Source organism: Clostridium sp. Marseille-P7770 (assembly GCF_902143525.1).
Classification (GTDB): Bacteria; Bacillota; Clostridia; order Lachnospirales; family Lachnospiraceae; genus Pilosibacter.
This window is the reverse complement of record NZ_CABFVC010000002.1, coordinates 294,113-313,096: the sequence shown is the minus strand read 5'-3', so window position 1 is coordinate 313,096 and position 18,984 is coordinate 294,113. Positions and strand designations below refer to the sequence as shown.

At 51.6% G+C, this 18,984-nt stretch carries 11 protein-coding genes; 2 read left to right on the top strand and 9 right to left on the bottom strand.

Features of this window, described 5'->3' with window-relative positions:
• Nucleotides 1–230: 230 nt before the first annotated feature.
• Nucleotides 231–3,977, bottom strand: coding sequence for a helicase-exonuclease AddAB subunit AddA (gene addA / locus FN001_RS05180; protein WP_142411045.1), 3,747 nt, complete (start codon nucleotides 3,975–3,977; stop codon nucleotides 231–233).
• Nucleotides 3,977–7,450, bottom strand: a complete 3,474-nt coding sequence (gene addB, locus FN001_RS05175; RefSeq protein WP_142411044.1) for a helicase-exonuclease AddAB subunit AddB — start codon at nucleotides 7,448–7,450, stop codon at nucleotides 3,977–3,979. Before addB ends, addA begins: the two co-directional genes overlap by 1 nt.
• Before the next feature lie 212 nt (nucleotides 7,451–7,662).
• On the opposite strand from addB, the gene FN001_RS05170 reads away from it, so the two are divergent.
• Together FN001_RS05170 and FN001_RS05165 are read left to right on the top strand one after the other, a co-directional pair.
• Nucleotides 7,663–8,139, top strand: a complete 477-nt coding sequence (locus FN001_RS05170; protein ID WP_118529387.1) for a hypothetical protein — start codon at nucleotides 7,663–7,665, stop codon at nucleotides 8,137–8,139.
• A gap of 137 nt (nucleotides 8,140–8,276) precedes the next feature.
• Nucleotides 8,277–9,227: a substrate-binding periplasmic protein gene (locus FN001_RS05165; protein WP_118529386.1), complete on the top strand. Its 951-nt coding sequence runs from the start codon at nucleotides 8,277–8,279 to the stop codon at nucleotides 9,225–9,227.
• 166 nt (nucleotides 9,228–9,393) lie between these two features.
• On the opposite strand, the gene FN001_RS05160 is transcribed toward FN001_RS05165, so the two are convergent.
• The 7 genes from FN001_RS05160 to FN001_RS05130 form a co-directional block, all read right to left on the bottom strand.
• Nucleotides 9,394–10,263 (bottom strand): YitT family protein, encoded by an 870-nt coding sequence (locus tag FN001_RS05160; RefSeq protein ID WP_142411043.1) that lies wholly within the window; start codon nucleotides 10,261–10,263, stop codon nucleotides 9,394–9,396.
• A gap of 154 nt (nucleotides 10,264–10,417) precedes the next feature.
• Nucleotides 10,418–11,671 (bottom strand): GTPase HflX, encoded by a 1,254-nt coding sequence (gene hflX / locus FN001_RS05155; RefSeq protein WP_118529384.1) that lies wholly within the window; start codon nucleotides 11,669–11,671, stop codon nucleotides 10,418–10,420.
• 8 nt (nucleotides 11,672–11,679) lie between these two features.
• The gene (locus FN001_RS05150) at nucleotides 11,680–12,501 is read right to left on the bottom strand and encodes a tetratricopeptide repeat protein (RefSeq protein ID WP_185911845.1); all 822 of its coding nucleotides are present in this window, start codon (nucleotides 12,499–12,501) and stop codon (nucleotides 11,680–11,682) included.
• A gap of 143 nt (nucleotides 12,502–12,644) precedes the next feature.
• Nucleotides 12,645–13,160, bottom strand: a complete 516-nt coding sequence (locus FN001_RS05145) for a dCTP deaminase/dUTPase family protein (protein WP_142411258.1) — start codon at nucleotides 13,158–13,160, stop codon at nucleotides 12,645–12,647.
• A 247-nt stretch (nucleotides 13,161–13,407) separates the two neighbouring features.
• On the bottom strand, nucleotides 13,408–14,376 hold the full coding sequence (locus FN001_RS05140) for a CPBP family intramembrane glutamic endopeptidase (RefSeq protein WP_142411041.1): 969 nt from the start codon (nucleotides 14,374–14,376) through the stop codon (nucleotides 13,408–13,410).
• Complete coding sequence (gene htpG, locus FN001_RS05135) at nucleotides 14,366–16,372, bottom strand: molecular chaperone HtpG (RefSeq protein WP_142411040.1); 2,007 nt, start codon at nucleotides 16,370–16,372, stop codon at nucleotides 14,366–14,368. The genes FN001_RS05140 and htpG overlap by 11 nt, the downstream gene beginning before the upstream one ends.
• A 330-nt stretch (nucleotides 16,373–16,702) precedes the next feature.
• Nucleotides 16,703–18,901 (bottom strand): RNA degradosome polyphosphate kinase, encoded by a 2,199-nt coding sequence (locus FN001_RS05130; RefSeq protein WP_118321548.1) that lies wholly within the window; start codon nucleotides 18,899–18,901, stop codon nucleotides 16,703–16,705.
• Nucleotides 18,902–18,984: the final 83 nt, after the last annotated feature.

Here is an 18,984-nt window from a genome sequence, read left to right as displayed (position 1 = left end):
TTTTTTCGTTACAGTACACGGTCACTCCATGCCCGCGTACTGTAACAGGATTTTGCCGATGCTTCGCATTCCAAATCGGCAAAATCCGCGACCTCAACGGTATCATACGGAATTTTCAGTTCAGAAAATTCCTACCCGTGAAAAGTAACCTTTTTTCACAACATCGGGCAGTCTTTTTTATGCAGCCTTCCTTTTCAGTCAGCTCCGGCAGCCTTCCGCAGCCGCCTTCTCTACTGCCCGACCGGTACGTTTATCTCCTTCTGGATCGTCAGGGAATAGATGACCGCTTCCTTCACTCTTTTTCCTGTGATCTGGGAGAGCGCCCGGGCATAATACTGAAGCTGGACCTGATAATGGTCCAGAAGAGTCTGTTCTTCCCCTTCCTTCACTCTGTCGGTTTTATAGTCTACGATCACAAGTCCGTCCTTCTCCTCGAACCATGCATCGATGATTCCCTGGATCAGAACGAGTTCATCCGAATCCGCCGCTTTCATCTCCCGGGCCGGAATTCCAAGGATAAACTGGCTCTCTTTTCTCAGTTTTCCCTGCCTGTCTGCCATCTTCATCCGGCCGGCGATCCCGGACCGGAAAAACTTCGCGATCATGCCGGGTGACACCAGGCGGACCGCATCCGGCTGCATTCTCTTTTCAGAGAGAACCCGGTCAAATTCTTTTTTCACATCCTCATACCCGGAAATATCCGAAAAATGGATCAGTTCCAGCATCCGGTGGCAGGCGGTACCGCGGCCTGTTGCCTGTTTCTGACGCGCCCTCTTCTCAGCGGCAGACAGACGTTCTTCCGCTTCCGGAGATTTCTCCGGCTCTCCTTCTGGCCCCCGTTCTGTTTCTTCCGCCGGACCTTCCCGCTCCGGCTGGACCAGGAACGCGCTTTCCGCATCATCCGTGAACTGTCCCTGCATCTTCAGTTCCGAGACGGACATCTTCGCATGCAGGGAAAGATCCGCCTCAAACGGATACGGTTTCCGAATCAGTTCCGGAATTTTTTCCGGCTTTTCCCCGCGGAGTTGTTCCAGTTCCAGGTAAAGTTTTGCCTTCTCTTCCTGATTTTTTTCTTCCTCCACAAGGAGATCCTTCATCGGGACATTTTTCACATCGATCGTTCTTTTTGCGCCCCCGGCTGCCATCAAGATCCAGTCCAGATAGGAGGACGCCGCGCTCAGCACGGTAAACGGCAGTGCTCCCACTGATCCGGTCATTCCCCATTTTTCGATCTTGTTCTCCAGGTACTTGTCCCCCGCCGTGATGATGAGCTTTTCTTTTGCACGCGTCATCGCGACATAGAGGATTCTCAGCTCCTCCCCCATGTTTTCGAGGTTGGAGCGCCTTGCAAGCACATTTTTCTTTAAAGTAGGCGCCTTGACTTTCTTCACCGGATCCAGAAAATCTGCCGCGATCCCGAGCTCTTCGTCGATCAGGATCCGCCCTCTTGCATCCTGGCGGTTAAATTTTTTTCCGCATCCGGCGAGGAATACGACCGGGAACTCCAGTCCTTTACTTTTGTGGATGCTCATGATCCGCACCGCATCATCATGTTCCCCGGACCGGGATGCCTCTCCGAAATCCGTGTTGTATTTCTTCAGTTTTTCGATATAGCGGATAAAGTCAAACAGCCCCTGATAGCTTGTTTTCTCATAATCTTCCGCCTTCTGTACCAGCATGGCAAGGTTTGCCTGCCGAGTCTTCCCGGCCGGCATGGCAGCCGCATATTTGTCGTATCCTGTCCGATCAAAGATACGGCCGATCAGTCTGGAGACCGGAAGATACAGGGATTCTCTCCGAAGCTCCGCAAGCAGATCCATAAAGGTCTGCAGCTTCCGGAAGATTGTCTCTTCTTCGCTCTCTTCCCCAGTCCGGGCCGATGTCATCGTTTCATCATGTTTCCCATGTTTTTCCAGATAGTGCTTCACTGCCCCATAGAATCCGATATCTTCCCCGCGGTCCGGATCCCGCTTAAAGTCCGCCATCACAATGGCAAGCTCCCGGTCCTTCATTCCGCCGATCGGAGATTTCAGCACTCCGGCTAACGGGATGTCCTGCATCGGGTTGTCGATGAGCGCCAGCATATTTAACATCGTCTCAACTTCCACCGCTGTAAAATACCCTGTCCTGGACTCCGCATACGCCGGGATTCCTGCTGCACCGAGAACACTTAAAAATTCCTCCGACCATCCGGAAAGACTCCGCAGAAGGATCACGATATCCTTTTTCTTTAATCGTTCATACTGCCCGGTCTTTCCGTTATAGATCTGCATTCCGGATTCCGGATCAGTCAGCTCGCGGATCTTTGCAGCGATCAGTCTCGCCTCCGCTTCCCGTGCTGTGTAATCCGCTTTTTCCTCATCCATGCCGTCAAAAAGAGGATCTCCCGTATTTAAGAGCAGGACCTCCGTCTTTGCCTGGCCTTCTTTGGGCGTTTCCGGAAATTTTGCTCCCGCATACAGGGCCGCATCGTCCGTGTAGCAGATATTTCCCAACTGCTTTGTCATGATCTGATAAAACACATCATTGATGCTTTCAAGGACCTCCCGTCGGCTCCGGAAATTTTTATGGAGCTCGATCTTCTGGTACAGATCATCCTCATCCCCGTAAGATTCATATTTTTCCAGAAAAAGCTCCGGCTTCGCCAGTCGGAACTTATAGATGCTCTGCTTCACATCGCCGACCATAAAACCATTCGGTGTCCCGAACCGTTCTCTGGATACACAGCGGATCAGTGTCTCCTGGACCTCATTGCTGTCCTGATACTCATCTACGAGAATTTCTTCATAGATTCCCGAAAGTTCATCCGCCACTGCTCCCGGTCTGTGATCCGGACTGCCGCCTGTAAGGATTTCGAGTGCAAAATGTTCCAGGTCATTGAAATCCACCAGATTCTTTTCTTCTTTTGCCTCCTGGAACCTGGCGGAAAATTCTTCCGCAAGTTCCAGAAGCATCCGGATCGGTCCCCGGCAGGCATCCATGTCGGAAAACACAGAATCCACATCACCCGGAAGATAAAAGGCTTTCATCTTTTTGATGCCGTCCTTTGCGGCATTTCTGAGCGCTGCCGCCCGCTCTTTCTTCTCCGGATCCACCTGTTTTCCCCTGACAGCCGCCAGACGTCCGAATTTCAGTCCGGCAATCCCATCTGCGATCTCCCGGTAAGTCTCCGCTTCTTTCAGTATTTCCATTGCCCGAATATCTTCCGCCAGCATCGGAGCATACGCCTGCGGTCCGTCCTCCTCAGCGGCAAGTTCTGCTGCCTCATAAAGACCATCCAGAAATTCCTCCGCCTGGCGTCCCACATCCCGGATCAGGAATTTCATCCAGGCCGGTTCCTTTCCGCCTTTTTCCCCGGAACTTTCCTCACTGCTCTCCGAAAGCTCGTCCCGGCAGGCGGCGATCCACTCTCCCGGCCACGGATTACTCTGTGAAAACTCCCATACTTTTAAAATATAGTCCTCGAGACCTCCGTCCGTCCGCCCTGACGCATAAGTGTCCACAAACTGCAGGAACCGCTCATCTTCTCTCCCGTAATATTCCTCCAGGAGCTCTTTCATCACATCGGCTTTTAAGAGCAGAAGTTCGCCTTCGTCCGCCACCCGGAATCCCGGATCCAGATCCAGCTCGTGGAAGTGTTCCCTCAGTAGATTCAGGCAGAAGCTGTCGATCGTGGTGATCTTCGCATGGTGGATCAGCGTGCTCTGCCGTTCCAGATTTTTATTTCCCGGGTCTTCGTCGAGAAGTGATCCGAGAGCCGTCTCCACACGCTCCCGCATCTCCGCGGCCGCCGCGTTGGTGAACGTCATGACGAGCAGTCTGTCAATGTCCACCGGCTGATCCGGATCTGTGATCATGCGGATGATTCTCTCAACGAGGACCGCAGTCTTTCCGCTTCCTGCGGCCGCAGAGACAAGAAGATTCTTATGCCTCGTCTCAATGACCTGTAACTGTTCGTCCGTCCATGTTGTCGCCATCACATCTTCTCCTCTCCGTCCTTGCGTCTCCCCGGTTCCGGTTTTCTGTTTCCGCTTTCCTGTTCCTCTGTCTCATTTTCATCTGATTTCTCCGGATCGATCTCCTTCCAGATCTCCTCCGCCTTCATCGGGCGGAAACGGCGGAATCCATATCCTTCTGTCTTCAGATCAAATCCGCAGACACTGTGGTATGGACAATAATCACATGCTGTCCTGTTTCCCTGTTTATACGGATTGACCGCCACATTTCCGTCCAGGATCTCACCGCCCATAGTCTTCAGCTGTCCGTTCACAAAATCTGCAAGTCTGGCAAACCGCTTTCCCCCGGCAACAGAGGACTTTACCTCCTGGACATATCCATCCTTTAACGCAACCGGGATCACATCGGATTCCTTTTCGATGTCCCGGTCCATATGGCGGATCACATCCAGACTGCTGTTCACGAGTCCGTTCATTCTGAGCCTGCGCAGGATCCCGGCTTCGATCTCCTCGTCCGTCATCCCGTCCTCGCGGTCGATCACAGGGTCATCGATATGATAATAAAAGATCCCGGCCGGGACCGCCTGCTTCCCCGGATGCCGGTTTTCCTGCATTTTCAGCGCCGCATCCATATAGACCACGAGCTGAAGCTGCAGTCCGTGATATAAAAGCGCCAGATCAAAGGATGTGCTTCCCGATTTGTAATCCATGATTTTCACATAGACCTTATCCTCATCCTCAAACACATCCATCCGGTCGATCCTTCCCCGGAGATTCAGCGCCTCCCCATCTTTCAGCGGGATCCTCGTGCTGACATCTACCTCGAACTCTTCCGGCTCAAAATCGCCCTTCCGGATCTGGTAGATCAGTGCCCGCACGGTCCGGTCCGTGATCCTCTCCACTTTCTTTTCGAGATATGCATTTCTCGCAGAGCTTTTCATGATCGTATTCCGGTACTTTGCAGAAACCTCCTCCACCGCTTTTCTTACCAGAGTCCGCCGCTCCGCATCCGTGATCGTTCTGAAATCCTTCCCGTGATCCCGGATATTTCTGAAAAACGTATCGAGCGACTGGTGAAACAGATTTCCCATATCGGAAAGATCGAGCTCATACTCTTTTCCTGCACGCAGTCCAAGTCCGTGATTCAGGAAGTGGGAATAGGCACATGCCGCATATCCCTCCATTCTCGTGACACTTCCCCGAAGCAGTGTCCCATAGAGTTCCCGCGCAGCTGTTCTGCCGATCTCTCCTTTTTTATAAGAATAGGCGACAGCTTTTGCAAGATTTTCCATCTCGGCCTCCGTCTCTTTCTCCGAGGAGAGAAAGCGGTAAAGCACTCTCGGCTCTTCCTGCGCCGGATCCATCATTTTCTCCGGCTCCTGCAGCCAGGAAAGCACGGATTTTTTTGCTGCCGTCACGGATACATCCGGACATTTCTCCTCCCCGCTCTCATGGATCACAAGATCCGGGAATCTCTTTTTCATCTCCCCGATCATGCCGGATGGACGGATCTCTTTTCCTTCCGCCGTCACCGCCGGCCAGGAGAGGATCAGCTGGTCGGACGGCTTTGTCATCATGAGATACAGATAAAACCGCTCCATAAAGCCCTCTTCCCTGGCGGTCGGTGCAAGCTCCATGGAATTCTTTTTTAAGATCTCCCTCTCATTGTCGGTAAACAGTCCGCCCTTTGAATGGTCCGCCGGAACAATTCCCTGGCTGACTCCGAGGAAAAAGAGGACTTTGATCTTGTCGAGACGTGTTCTCTTTAAGTCTCCGCAGACCACACGGTCCGCGCCTGCAGGGATCACCCCGACAGAAAGTTCTGAAAAACCGGCGGAGAGGATCTCCGCGTACTCTCTTCTGGCCACATATTCGTCCCCCAGGAGACTTTTAAATTTCTCAAAGAGTTCCGTGACAAGATCGAAAATTTCCTCATACTCTCTCGCCTCGCGGTCCATACCGCAAGTTTTAAACTGCTCCGACAGTTTTTCCAGCTTTTCCTCCGCGCCGAGTATCTCCAGAAGCTCCGCCAGTGCATCCGTGACTGTCTTTACCGGAACTCCCCGGCCGCCGCACTGTTCCCGGAGCAGCCGCAGCGGCGCCATGATCTCCTCTTTAAAAGCATTCATTTCAAGAAGATTCAGATTTTCTCCGCCATCAAACGTCCGGTCCCAGACCGCATCCCATTTGGCAAAGCCGCGGATTCCCATCGCACGCACATAGATTTCCATCCGGTCCACTTTCTCAGTCTGATCTGTTACAAGTCCCGTCCGGAGATATCGGAACATGCTCTCGTAATCAAATCCTTTCTGCAGGATATCGAGAGCACTCTGGATCAGGCGGATCAGTGGATTTCCGGAGACATCCCGGTTCTCATCGAGGAAAAGCGGGATCCCGTTTTCCTCAAAGCTCTTGGTGATCTCACGGCTGTATCCCGGAAGATCCCCGCATACCAGAGCAATATCGCGATACCGGTATCCGTTCTTTTTTACAAGAGTCTCGATCCTGTTTATTATAAAGTCTGCCTCGTCCTCAGGATTTTTCGCCTGCACGAGAAGGATTTCTTCCGTGCCGCCGCGGTATCTGGGATACGGATAACGGAAAAACGTCCGTTCCAGATGGTCGAGCGCAGGACTGTTCCGGAAGCGCACCAGCGGACGTTTGTAAAAGATCAGATCGCGGTAGATTTTTATACCGTTTTCTTCCGCCAGTTTTTTCAGTTTTCCGGTCATCTTCCTGCTCATATCAAAGAGATCGGTCTCATCGGACTCCGCAGAAAGATCCAGTCCCGGCTCCATTGTCGCAGAAACCGTCACAAAGAGATCCCGGCAGATTTTTAACAGGATTCCGATCAGCCGGTACTGGATCGGGGTAAAACCTGTATACCCGTCGAGAACCATAACACTGTCCTTTAAAAGCTCCGACCGCTCCGCCACCTGACAGAGCACATCCAAAAGTTCCTCCAGAGTAATGTACTTTTCCTTTGTGAACTCCCGGAATGCCTCAAAGATCACCTCCATGTCGGAGAGCTTTGCCGAAAGGATCTGACCGACACCGTCTCCTGCCGACTGGATCTTAAGGTCTTCCGGAGTTGCCCCGTACTGGTAGAGTTCCGAGAGCATGGACTTGATCTCCCCGATAAACCCCGGGCGGTTCAGATGAGACGAAAACATGGTAAGTTCGTCCTTCTTCTCCCCCGCAAGCTTCCGCAGGATCATATTTTTTCCCGTATCGTCCAGGACCTCCGGCTGCGGAATCGACAGTTCTGAAAAAATCCGGTAAGCCAGACGTTCAAAGCTCACAACATCAATGTTCATCGTTCCATGATTCGGATGCAGTCTCACGATCTCCTTCTGGGCCTGCATCGTCGCCTGTTCAGGCGTCACCACAAAAAAACGGCCATCCGGCTCCTTCATGGACAGCTCGATGATCTTCCTATAGATATATTCTGTTTTTCCGGCTCCGGAACCGCCCATCACCATGCACAATCCCATTCTATGTCCTCCTGCTCCCTGACCGCATTTCCGCCGGTCAGGCATTATTCAATTTCAGATATGTAAACCGTATATGTTCCGGACAAAAATGTCAAGTTTTTTGTCCGGCTTCCGGCCCATGCTCCGGGCCATGCAAAAGGAATGCCATGTATTTTTTCTCATCCGCTCTCATATGATTAATACAAACCATTCCCAAAAGGATCTATTATTCTATGAGTTCAAAAACAAAGATCATCGTCCTCAGGATGAAGGAGATCATCTACACGGCTCTTTTTATCGGCTTCGCCATCGTCCTCATCATGCTGTTTCTCTTTATGTTCCGCCCTAAAAAGGACAACATCTCCCATGATGCTCCTGATCAGGCATCGGAGAGCTCCTCACAGGCCGCTCCCGCCTCTGTTACATATGTTCCGGGACTTTATTCATCTCCCATCGTTTTAGGCAGCGAGAACGTCAATGTGGAGGTCGCTGTGGATCACACGGGGATCCGCTCCGTGTCCCTTGTCCCTTTAAGCGACTCCGTTGAGACTATGTATCCTCTAATGGCTCCTGCCATGGATCTCATCTCAGAACAGATCCTCGAAAACCAGAGTCTGGAAGGTCTGGAATACCCCGCCGGGTCCCAGTACACCTCCATGGCGCTCGTATCGGCGGTGAAAACGGCGCTCTCCAAGGCATCCGCGAAGTAGATCTCAAATTTTTTTTAATAACCCACTTGACAAATCTCTTTTCCTCCTGTATACTCTTCACCATGATAACAATTTACCACGCTAAACCAAAAGTTCATTAGCATACTGAATCAAGAGTATACAAGGAGGAACCATCCATGAAGAAATTCAATCAGCTTTTCATCTTAGGTACGTCACTTTTATTATCCGCTGCGGCACTCACCGGATGTTCCGGTTCCTCCGCGATGGGCGCTACGATCCCGCAGACAACGGCATCTGAGACAACAACTCCGCAGACAGACGCAGGTCTGGTAGCAGCAGAGACGACCGGTTCCGGCAATCGTTTAAACGACATTCTGGAGCGCGGATACATCGAGATCGCGACCGAGCCGTACTTCGCTCCGAACGAGTTCATCGATCCGACAAAGAGCGGAGATGACGCCTATGTCGGCTCCGATATCGAGCTTGCGAACTATATCGGCGAATCTCTCGGCGTTGAGGTCCGCATCAAACCGATGGACTTCACAAGCGTTCTCGGAAGCATCACGACCGGCAAATATGATCTCGCGATCTCCGCTCTGGCTTACACACCGGCAAGAGCTGAGACCATGAACCTCTCCAAAGGTTATTACTTCGGAGACGAAGATCCGCAGACTGCTTACGGTATCCTGGTCCGCAAGGAAGATGTCGACAGCATCAAATCCTTCAATGATCTCTCGGACAAGGTTGTCGTTGCACAGAACGGTTCCCTTCAGGAACAGTTCGTACAGGAACAGATCCCGAGCTATAAAAAATACAACCGTGTTTCTTCCACAAACGATGGTTTCCTGATGGTCCAGACCGGCAAAGCCGATGTCATGGTCGCTGCTCTCAGAATGGCAAGATTATATCTGGAATCCAACCCGGACAGCAACCTCGTGATCGTTCCGAACCTCTACTTTAAAGTTGATCCGGAGACACAGGGAACAAGAATCGGTATCCCGAAAGGGGAAGATGCCCTGACAGACAGGATCAACGAGATCATCGATGAAGTTGTTGATCAGAATCTCTACAATGAATGGTACGACGAGTATACGGAGTACGCTAAGAGCCTTGGCATTATCGAATAATTCGATCCTTTGATATAACCCCGCGGCCGCGGTCAGGCCGTACCCCTTCACCGGCGTCTTCCCCGGATGCCGGAAGTCATCTCATGAGAGTTCCCCCAGAACTCCCGTGACGAAAAAAGGCGATCCACAAATTACCTGGCGGATCGTCTTTTTCTTTTCTTTATTTTTACACTTCCCAGTCAGAATCAAGGAATCCTTCCCCGTAGACTTCCTGAGCCTCGGATACGATCATGAACGCCTTCGGATCAATGTCGTAAACGATCTTTTTTGCGCGGTAGAACTGCTTTTTATCAAGCACGCAGATCACCGTCTCGCCTTCCTCTTCCCGGTAGGCACCGCGGCTCTTTAGCAGTGTGCAGCCGCGCTCCAGATCCCTCATCAGCTCCTTTGCGATCTCCCCGGATCTCGGGCTGATCACCGTGATCATCGTGCTCTTATTCATACCATAGAGGATCACATCGATCACATACGTTCCGACTACCATATTGATCAGTCCGTAAAGACCCGATTCAATATTCCGGAACACTGCCATGGACAGGAGAATGATCACGAGATCCGTAGCCATGACAGCCTTTCCGGTCTGCATGTGCGGGCGGAACTTCTGTAAAAGCTTCGCGGCGATATCGCCGCCACCCGTTGTGGAACCGCGCATAAATACGACCGCCAGGCTGATCCCCATGAGCACTCCGCCGAAAAGGCAGGACACCATCTTGTCCCCCGAATACACCGGGAAATACGGCGTCACTAGTCCATCAAGGATCACCGTCATGATCGCCACGGTTTTCAATGTCTTGATCGTCTTTTCCTTCCCCAGATAGATCCAGGACGCGATCAGAAGCGGGATGTTGATCAAAAATGTCAGTGTACCGATCGGCAGGCTCGTTAGACGGTTGAGCAGGATCGCCATACCGCTGGCGCCTCCCGGCGCGATATCAATGTTGTCGATAAAGCAGTGCAGCGCAACAGCCTGGATAAAACCGCCCGCCACATCTACCAGAAAATCCAGGGCAAAGTCTTTTCCCCGTGTCTTCCCCATAAGATTACCCCCCCCTCATATCAAATGCTGCAAAGTCCGATTTTCCGGCATTCCCCACATGCCGGAGCGTGTCTGTCCGCCCTGTCAGCGTTCTCTGTCTTCCGGCTTTCTGCCCGTCCGGACAGAAAGTTCCCGATGCTGACCGGCCGGTCCGCTAGTCCTTATACAGCTCTTCAAACAGTTCCACAGGAACATATGCCTTCACATGGATCCCGTCGTCCTGGTATTCCTCCGAGAGAAGCTGTCCGCTCTTCCGGATCGTCTGGATCCGCCCGGCATTTTTGTATGCAAAGACCTTCTCAAAATAGATCCTGCGGTTTCTTAAGATCACGGCAAAAAGATCGAGCAGTTCCCCGATGCCCTCTCCTGTCTTTGCCGATAACCGTACCTTATAGTCCGCAGACATGTCCCGGCAGGCAGTGTCCGCATCCGGACGGTCCACCTTGTTGAACACGGTGATGATCTCTTTATCCTTGATGTCCAGTCGGCGCAGCGTCTCGTAGACTACATGCATCTGCATGTCCATCTGCGGATTGGAGCAGTCCACCACATGGAGGATCACATCACAGTACCTCGCTTCTTCAAGCGTACTCTTGAATGCCTCGACAAGGTGATGCGGAAGCTTCCGGATAAATCCGACCGTATCCGTCAGAAGGACCTTCTCCCCACCCGGAAGCACAAGCGCTCTCGTCGTCGGATCCAGAGTTGCAAAGAGCTTATCTTCCGCCAGAATCCCGGCGCCGGTGAGCTTATTTAAGAGTGTGGACTTTCCTGCATTCGTATAGCCAACAATGGCCGCCGTCAGAGTTCCGCTCTGCTCTCTCTGTTTCCGAACCACATCCCTGTGGCGCTCCACATCCTGAAGCTCCGATTTTAACTGGCTGATCCGCTCATGGATCCGTCTGCGGTCCACCTCGAGTTTCGTCTCACCAGGACCCCTCGTGCCGATTCCGCCGCCGAGTCTCGACAGAGAATTTCTGAGTCCGACAAGACGGACGGCACGGTATCTGAGCTGCGCCAGCTCGACCTGGATCTTTCCTTCCCTGGTCTTCGCGCGGGCCGCAAAGATATCAAGAATGATCATCGTCCGGTCCATGACCTTTGTGTCCAGGGCATCCTCCAGGTTTTTGAGCTGTGCCGGGGAGAGCTCATCGTCACAGACAACTCCGGTCGCTCCGCTCTCCCAGACCATCTCCTTCAGTTCCTGGATCTTTCCCTTTCCAAGGTAGGTTCCCGGATGGATGTTTTCCCGGTTCTGGATCACGGTCCCGACTGTCTCCGCTCCCGCCGTCTTTACAAGCTCTTTCAGCTCCTCCACGGATTCTTCCGTGTCATCGGAGTCGTTCGTGCTGGCGGCAAACAGGATCACCCGCTCCTGCTGCTCACCGATCTCTATCAATTCTGCCATTCTTTCTCCTATCTCGTCACAAGAAACGCGATCTCATGATCCGCTTTCTCATCCTGTCCGTACTGTTCCTCATAGCTCCGGAACAGCTCCAGCGCTTTCTCATACTGCCCCAGGTACTCGTAACACACCGCCTGGTTGAAGGCGATCTCCTTCTTCGCCCTGTCATCGGAGAGTGCAAGTCCCGCTTCCCCGTGCTGCAGTGCTTCCTCGTAATCGCCTTTTTTCATCGCCGCCATCATCCAGCGGTTATAGACTTCCGTGCTGGAAAATCCTTCTTCCACCAGCGTCTGGTAGATCTCATCTGCCTTCGTCTCATCTCCGGCCGTCATATAAGCCGCCCCAAGAGCTTCCATCGCTTCAGCATAGCCGGCAGCTGCATGTTTTTCGTCCGCCTTTGTTCCGGACTCCAGACGGTTTTCAGCGCCTTCCGCATCGCCGGAATTTGCGAGACTCACCGCGCCCAGATAATAGTATTCCGCTCTCGGTTTATCCACCTTCACCAGCGTATCATATGTGTACGCCGCGGCACCGTAATCTCCCAGCATAAATTCTGCCTCACCGCGGTATTTTAATACATCGATCTCAAAGAATGAGACATGCTTTGTCTGATCGATCAGGCGGTCAAACTCCGCGACAGCGCCCTCATAATCGCCGTTCTCCATGAGAGCGATCCCGTTTTCCTTCCCCGCCTTCATCTCCTCTGTCACATGACCGCAGCCGGTAAGGAGAAAAAGCATGCCAGCGATGAGAAGAGCTGATGCGATATGCTTTCGAACTTTCGCATGGAACTGCCGGTCTTCACAGACGACCGCAGCCGGTGTGTGGTTCAAATTCAGTACATCTTCTTTTGATTTTTCTCTTTTTTCTGATTTTCGATAATATTTATACATTTTCAACTATATATTTAATTTTGTTTTTTCTGTGATACTTCTGATTCTTCATCCTCCGCGCCTTCGGAAATATGCTCTGTCTCCTACGCGCGTGTCGTACTTCCGAATCCACCGTTTCTCACTTCATCGGCCTCGTCATCCACCGTGATGCCGTACTCCACAAAAATTCCCTGGGAGAAACCGGTTCCGGCTTCAACTTCCACAGTCTTTCCTTCACGGCTGTCGTTGGTGAGCTTCACCTGGATGTGGCCCTCGTTGTCGGATCCGTAGTAATCGCTGTCGATGATCCCGACGGTATTGTTTAACTGCAGGCGGAACTTAAATCCAAGTCCGCTTCTCGGATAGAGCTTTAACACCCATCCATCGTCGATCTGCGCACGGATCCCGGTAAGGATCTTAGTCATCTCACCAGGTTTCAGTGTAAATGCCGCCGGTGCGAAGAAATCATATCCGGCGGAACCTGCGGTCGCCCGTTTCGGGAGACGGATCCCGTCATAGATCTCCTTTATCATATCGTCTGTATCCTGCGGGTGTTCCCCCTGCCAATCTTTTTTAAACTGCTCAAAGCTTACTTTTTCAAATTTCGCGATTCTCTGCATGTTGTCTCCTCTTACTCTCATTCTGACGCCCCGCTCTTCCTTTCCGGATCGGCGTGCGCTCCCGGATCATTTCTCCTGTCGGACCGTCCGGATGTCTCCCACTACTATACCAAGAGCCCGGTCCCATTTCAAGCATTTCAAACGAAAAATCCGGCAGAACATACCACGTTATCGCGGCAGTGTGTCCACTGCCCGCAGTATATTCTGCCGGATCAATCCGTCTGTGACGTACAAAATCATCTTAAACTCATTTCATCATATACGACAGCATCTCCATCCCGAAAATGATCACATAGAAAAGAAATCCGGGATTCATATACACATATTTTTTATACGATGTCGGCACTCCGTTCTGCTGCCCCATCTGCCACCAGTAACGGCGTCCGTCCCGGAAGAAGAAATAGATCCCTGCCGCGATGACGAGCAGGACCATAAGAAAACTGGCAAACGAAAACGCCGCTGCCGCCCAGGAAAGCCCCAGCGCATAGAGCCCGTCCTCCACCATCACGAGCAGCATCGAAAACGAATTCACTGCCATATGGAGCAGGACATTGTAAAGGATCCGGTTCGTCCGCACCGCGAGATAACCGAGCACCAGTCCGATCACCACCGCATACAGGAACTGGTTCAGATTCCCATGCATCAGCCCGAACATGACCGCCGTGAATACGACCGCCGTCCGGTCTCCAAATCGTCTCGCTTTTCTTAACAGCACTCCCCTAAAGAGCAGTTCCTCCATAAACGGGGCCACCAGGCAGGTATAGATCACCATTCCCGGCGTCAGTGCATCCAGTGCGTCCATCACCGGGTTCATATCTCCAGCCGGAACACCGGTAAATATGGAAATAAACGAGTCAAGAAAGACTCCCAGGAAGTTAAAGATATAGCCGAGTCCCAGCGCCATGAACAGCGCAGAAACCCATACTTCCGCCGAAAGTTTCTGGGCCGGTCTCCGGTCTGACCGCAGAAACCAGGTCATCGGGATCACCGCAAGGAACGGAAGTCCGATGCTGAAGACATACTGCACGAGGACTCCGGTCCACGGGGACGAAAAGAGCCCGGAGAGCAGACGACCCCCGCCGCTCTCCAGGCTGAACACCCAGTGCCGCACCATGAGATAGAACGCACTGCCCAGGTACTGAAGACCTGAGCAGGCACACATGGCCAGACATAAAACTGTAAATGTGATCAGAAAATCTCTTCTCTTATGCACCATATTCTTCCTTCATGATCTCACTGCTTCTCGCAATGAACTTTGTCATACGCTCCGGAGAAAGACTTCCGTGAGCAAGTTTCGCAAGGTCATAGAGCTGTTCGCAGAGCATCGGTGTCTTCTCTCCGTCCTTGTTGGCAAGAACGTATTTTACAAGACCGTTGTTTGCGTTGAGGACTAATGTCTCCTCAGCCGGGAACATGTCGGAACCGCCGCCGTACATGCTGTACATCTTCATCATATCCTGCATTCTTCGGCTCTCCTCGGAGACTGTGATCATGGAAGCGAGACCTTCATTTTTCAGCTTCTCGACTTTCACGTTCAGCTTGTCGTTTCCGATCGCCTTCTTAAATACCTCAGCGAGAGTCTCGGCGTCCTTCTTCTCCTGCTCCTTCGCGGCCTCATCGGTCTCCTCCGTCTCTTTGAATGTCTCGTTGACATCCGCATCGATACGCAGGAACTTTAAGCCCTCATTCTTCTGCTCCACATGCTGCATGAACGGGGCATCGATCGGGTTCGGAAGGATCACAGCGTCGATCCCGGCTTCCTTGAACATGTTGATGTACTGGCTCTGCTCTTTCTCGTCCGTTACATAGAAGATCTTGTTCTCGTGTTTCTCCTTGTTCTCCTCAAGGCAGTCAGCGAGTGTCAGATATTTGCCGTCCAGGTTCTTATAGAGGATGTAATCTTTCATCTTCTCATCGAACTTCTCGTCCTTTAAGCAGCCGAATTTAATGAACGGATTGATATCATCCCAGTATTTCTCGTAGTTCTCGCGATCTGTCTTGCACATGCCGGAGAGCTTATCAGCAACTTTCTTTGTAATGTAATCGGAGATCTTCTTTACAAATCCATCGTTCTGAAGAGCACTTCTGGATACGTTGAGCGGAAGATCCGGGCAGTCGATCACGCCTTTTAACAGCATCAGGAATTCCGGAATAACTTCTTTGATGTTATCCGCGATGAATACCTGGTTGTTGTAGAGTTTGATCTTTCCTTCGATGCTCTCGTACTCCATGTTGATCTTCGGGAAGTAGAGGATTCCTTTTAAGTTGAACGGATAGTCCATATTCAGATGGATCCAGAATAACGGCTCCTTGAAGTCCTGGAATACCTTGCGGTAGAACTCCTTGTACTCCTCATCGGTGCACTCGTTCGGATGCTTGTTCCAGAGCGGGTTCGTATCATTGACCGGAACCGGGCGTCTTGCGATCTTATATTTCTCTTTCGCAGGGCTCACCTCAACAGTCTCCTTCGATCCGTCCTCTTTTTCCTTCTCCTCGGTCTTTGCCTGCTCAACGATCGTCTCGATGATCGTATCCTTGTCGGTCAGTTCCTCTTTCTCGATCGTATCGTACTGCGGCTCAGCAGTCTCATCGTTTAAGTAGATCTCGACCGGCATAAATGCACAGTACTTGTCGAGGATCTCTCTTGCGCGGTACTCATTCGCAAACTCAGCGCTGTCCTCATTTAAGTACAGGGTGATCAGGGTTCCGTGGCCTTCCTTAGTGCCTTCCTTCATATCAAACTCGGTACCGCCCTCAGACTCCCAGTGGACCGGTTTTGCGTCCTTCTTGTAGGATAAGGTATCGATCGTTACTTTGTCCGCTACCATAAATGAGGAATAGAAACCGAGTCCGAAATGACCGATGATCTGGTCTTCATTCGCTTTATCCTTGTACTTGTTCAGGAAATCCTGGGCGCCGGAGAAAGCGATCTGGTTGATATACTCGTCAACCTCATCCTCTGTCATACCGAGACCGTTATCTTCGATCCTGATCGTCTTTTCCTTCGGATTTACAGTAACCTGGACTTTATACGTTTCATCGTCCGGGGTCTCATACTCGCCCATCAGAGCCAGTTTCTTTAATTTTGTGATGGCATCGCAGCCATTGCTGACTAACTCACGATAAAAGATATCATGATCGGAATACAGCCATTTTTTGATGATCGGGAATATATTCTCACTGTTGATTGAAAGACTTCCGCTTTTTGCCATGTTAAACCACTCCTTATTTCCATTCGCGCGTCGGGGGACAATCTGTATTGCCGCCCGCCGGACCGCTGTTTTTTATTTTCTCTGTAACCGTTCCATTCTTAAACAGCTACTTTTTTCTTCTTTCAGGACAGCCGGTATCGCCCCGGATCTCCGGGATTTTTAACAGCTGTTCGATTCAACATGACATATTTTAATACCAGAAAATCAAAATGTCAATAAAATTAGCACTCATTTTTGATGAGTGCTAATAAAAATTTTATAAACTTTTTGATTTTTCTCTGTCAGTCACGGAGCTGCACTTCTGCTGCCGGCTTTACAGCCGCTCGCGGATCAGTTTTCACTCTCGATCGGAATAAACACGCGGGCCTGTTCGTCCTGCTGTTTTTTCTTCCGCTCCTCTTTCGCAGCATTGACTGCCATCTCGCAGAGTGCCATCTGGGAGCCGACCGGAAGTTTTCCTCGGCGGTCCGGCTTTTCATATGTCCCGTCCGGCTGAAGCACATGGGCCTTTAAGTTGTCCTCCAGCTCCAGCTCCATATATCTGCGAATCCTGTCTTTGAGTTCCTCTCTCAATACCGGGAACATAATCTCGACACGGCGGTCCAGGTTTCTCGGCATCCAGTCGGCACTTCCCATGTAGATCTCTTCACTCCCGTCGTTCTCAAAGATAAAGATCCTCGCATGTTCGAGGAATTCTCCGACGATCGAGCGGACCTCAATGTTCTCAGAAAGTCCCGGGATCCCCGCCTTCAGACAGCAGATGCCGCGGACAACCAGGCGGATCTTCACCCCTGCGCAGGACGCCTCATACAGCGCGGCGATGATCTCCTTGTCACAGAGGGAATTCATCTTCGCGATGATCGATGCCGGCTTTCCGTCTTTTGCATGCTTCGTCTCCCGGTTGATCAGATGCAGGAATTTCGTTCTGAGCCACAGCGGGGCAACCGAAAGCATGTTCCAGTTTAACGGCTCGGAATATCCGGAGAGCATGTTGAAGACCGCAGTCGCATCCTCTCCGATCATCGGATTGCAGGTCATGATTCCGCAGTCCGTGTAAAGTTTTGCAGTGGAATCGTTGTAGTTTCCGGTTCCAAGATGGACATATCTCCGGATCCCGTCTTCCTCCCTGCGGACCACGAGTGTGATCTTTGAGTGCGTCTTTAAGCCGACGAGTCCGTAAATAACATGACATCCGGCTTTTTCCAGCTTTTTCGCCCAGATGATGTTGTTCTCCTCGTCAAATCTCGCCTTCAGCTCGACGAGAACCGATACCTGCTTTCCGTTCTCGGCTGCCGCCGCCAGAGCCGCGATGATCGGGGAGTTGCCGCTGACACGGTATAACGTCTGCTTGATCGCCAGAACTTCCGGATCCTTTGCCGCGCTCCGCACGAAGTCCACGACAGGATCAAAAGTCTCATACGGATGCATCAGAAGGATATCGCCCTTCCGGATGTTCGTAAAGATATCATCGTCATTCATCAGAGCCGGAACCGGCTGCGGCGTATATTTCGGGGTCTTTAAGTGGTCGTACCCGTCAAGCCCGTACATTTTCATCAGGACCGTCAGGTCGAGCGCACCCGGGATCTCAAAGATGTCTTCCTCGTTGACCTCCAGCTCTCTCTTTAAGATCTTTAAAAGTCTCTGGTCCGCCTTGTCCTCGATCTCCAGACGGATGACTTCGCCCCACTGTCTGCGCTTTAACTGCTTTTCGATCTCCTCGAGAAGATCCACAGCTTCCTCCTCGTCCAGGGAGAAATCGGCGTTTCTCATGATACGGAACGGATGGGACGTCACGATATCATAGTTTAAGAACAGCTGCTGCATGTTCCGCTCGATGATCTCCTCCAGGAAGATCACATTCCGCATCTCACGGTTGTTCTCATCGGTCGTCACCGGGAGGCTGATGATCCTCGGAAGGACAGCCGGGACCTGCACCATCGCGAACTCCAGCTCCTTGCCGCCCTCTTTTTTCTTTAAGAGCGCCGCAATATTCAAGGACTTGTTTCTGACAAGCGGAAACGGTCTTGAGGAATCCACCGCCATCGGCGTCAGGACCGGATAGACCTCCTCACGGAAATAGCGGTCCACAAATTCGCCCTGCTCCGGGGTCAGGTCCTCGTGATTCTCGATGAGGTTCAGTCCGATGCTCCGAAGAGCCGGGAGCAGCGACCGGTTATATGTGTTGTACTGCTGAGTGACAAGCTCATGGGTCCGCACACTGATCTTTTCCAGCTGCTCCGACGCGGTCATCCCCGCGATATCCGGCTTTTTATATCCCGCATGGACCATATCCTTTAAGGATGCGACCCGGACCATGAAAAACTCATCCAGGTTCGATGCCGTGATGCTTAAGAATTTCAGCCGGTCAAAGAGCGGTGTCGTCTTATCTCTTGCCTCTTCGAGAACACGGCAGTCAAATTCCAGCCAGCTGAGTTCTCGGTTTACATAATTTTTCGGATCATTGAAGCGTGCCGGATCCTGCTCCTTCCGTTCTTTCTGAGCATTCCCCTTTTTTAACTCTTTTTTCATTTCTCTGCCTTCCTGTATCCGGCCGGTCCACGGTTCACGCAGTGCGCAAACGAAAACCGGCTCCGGACACCCTTTCACATCCT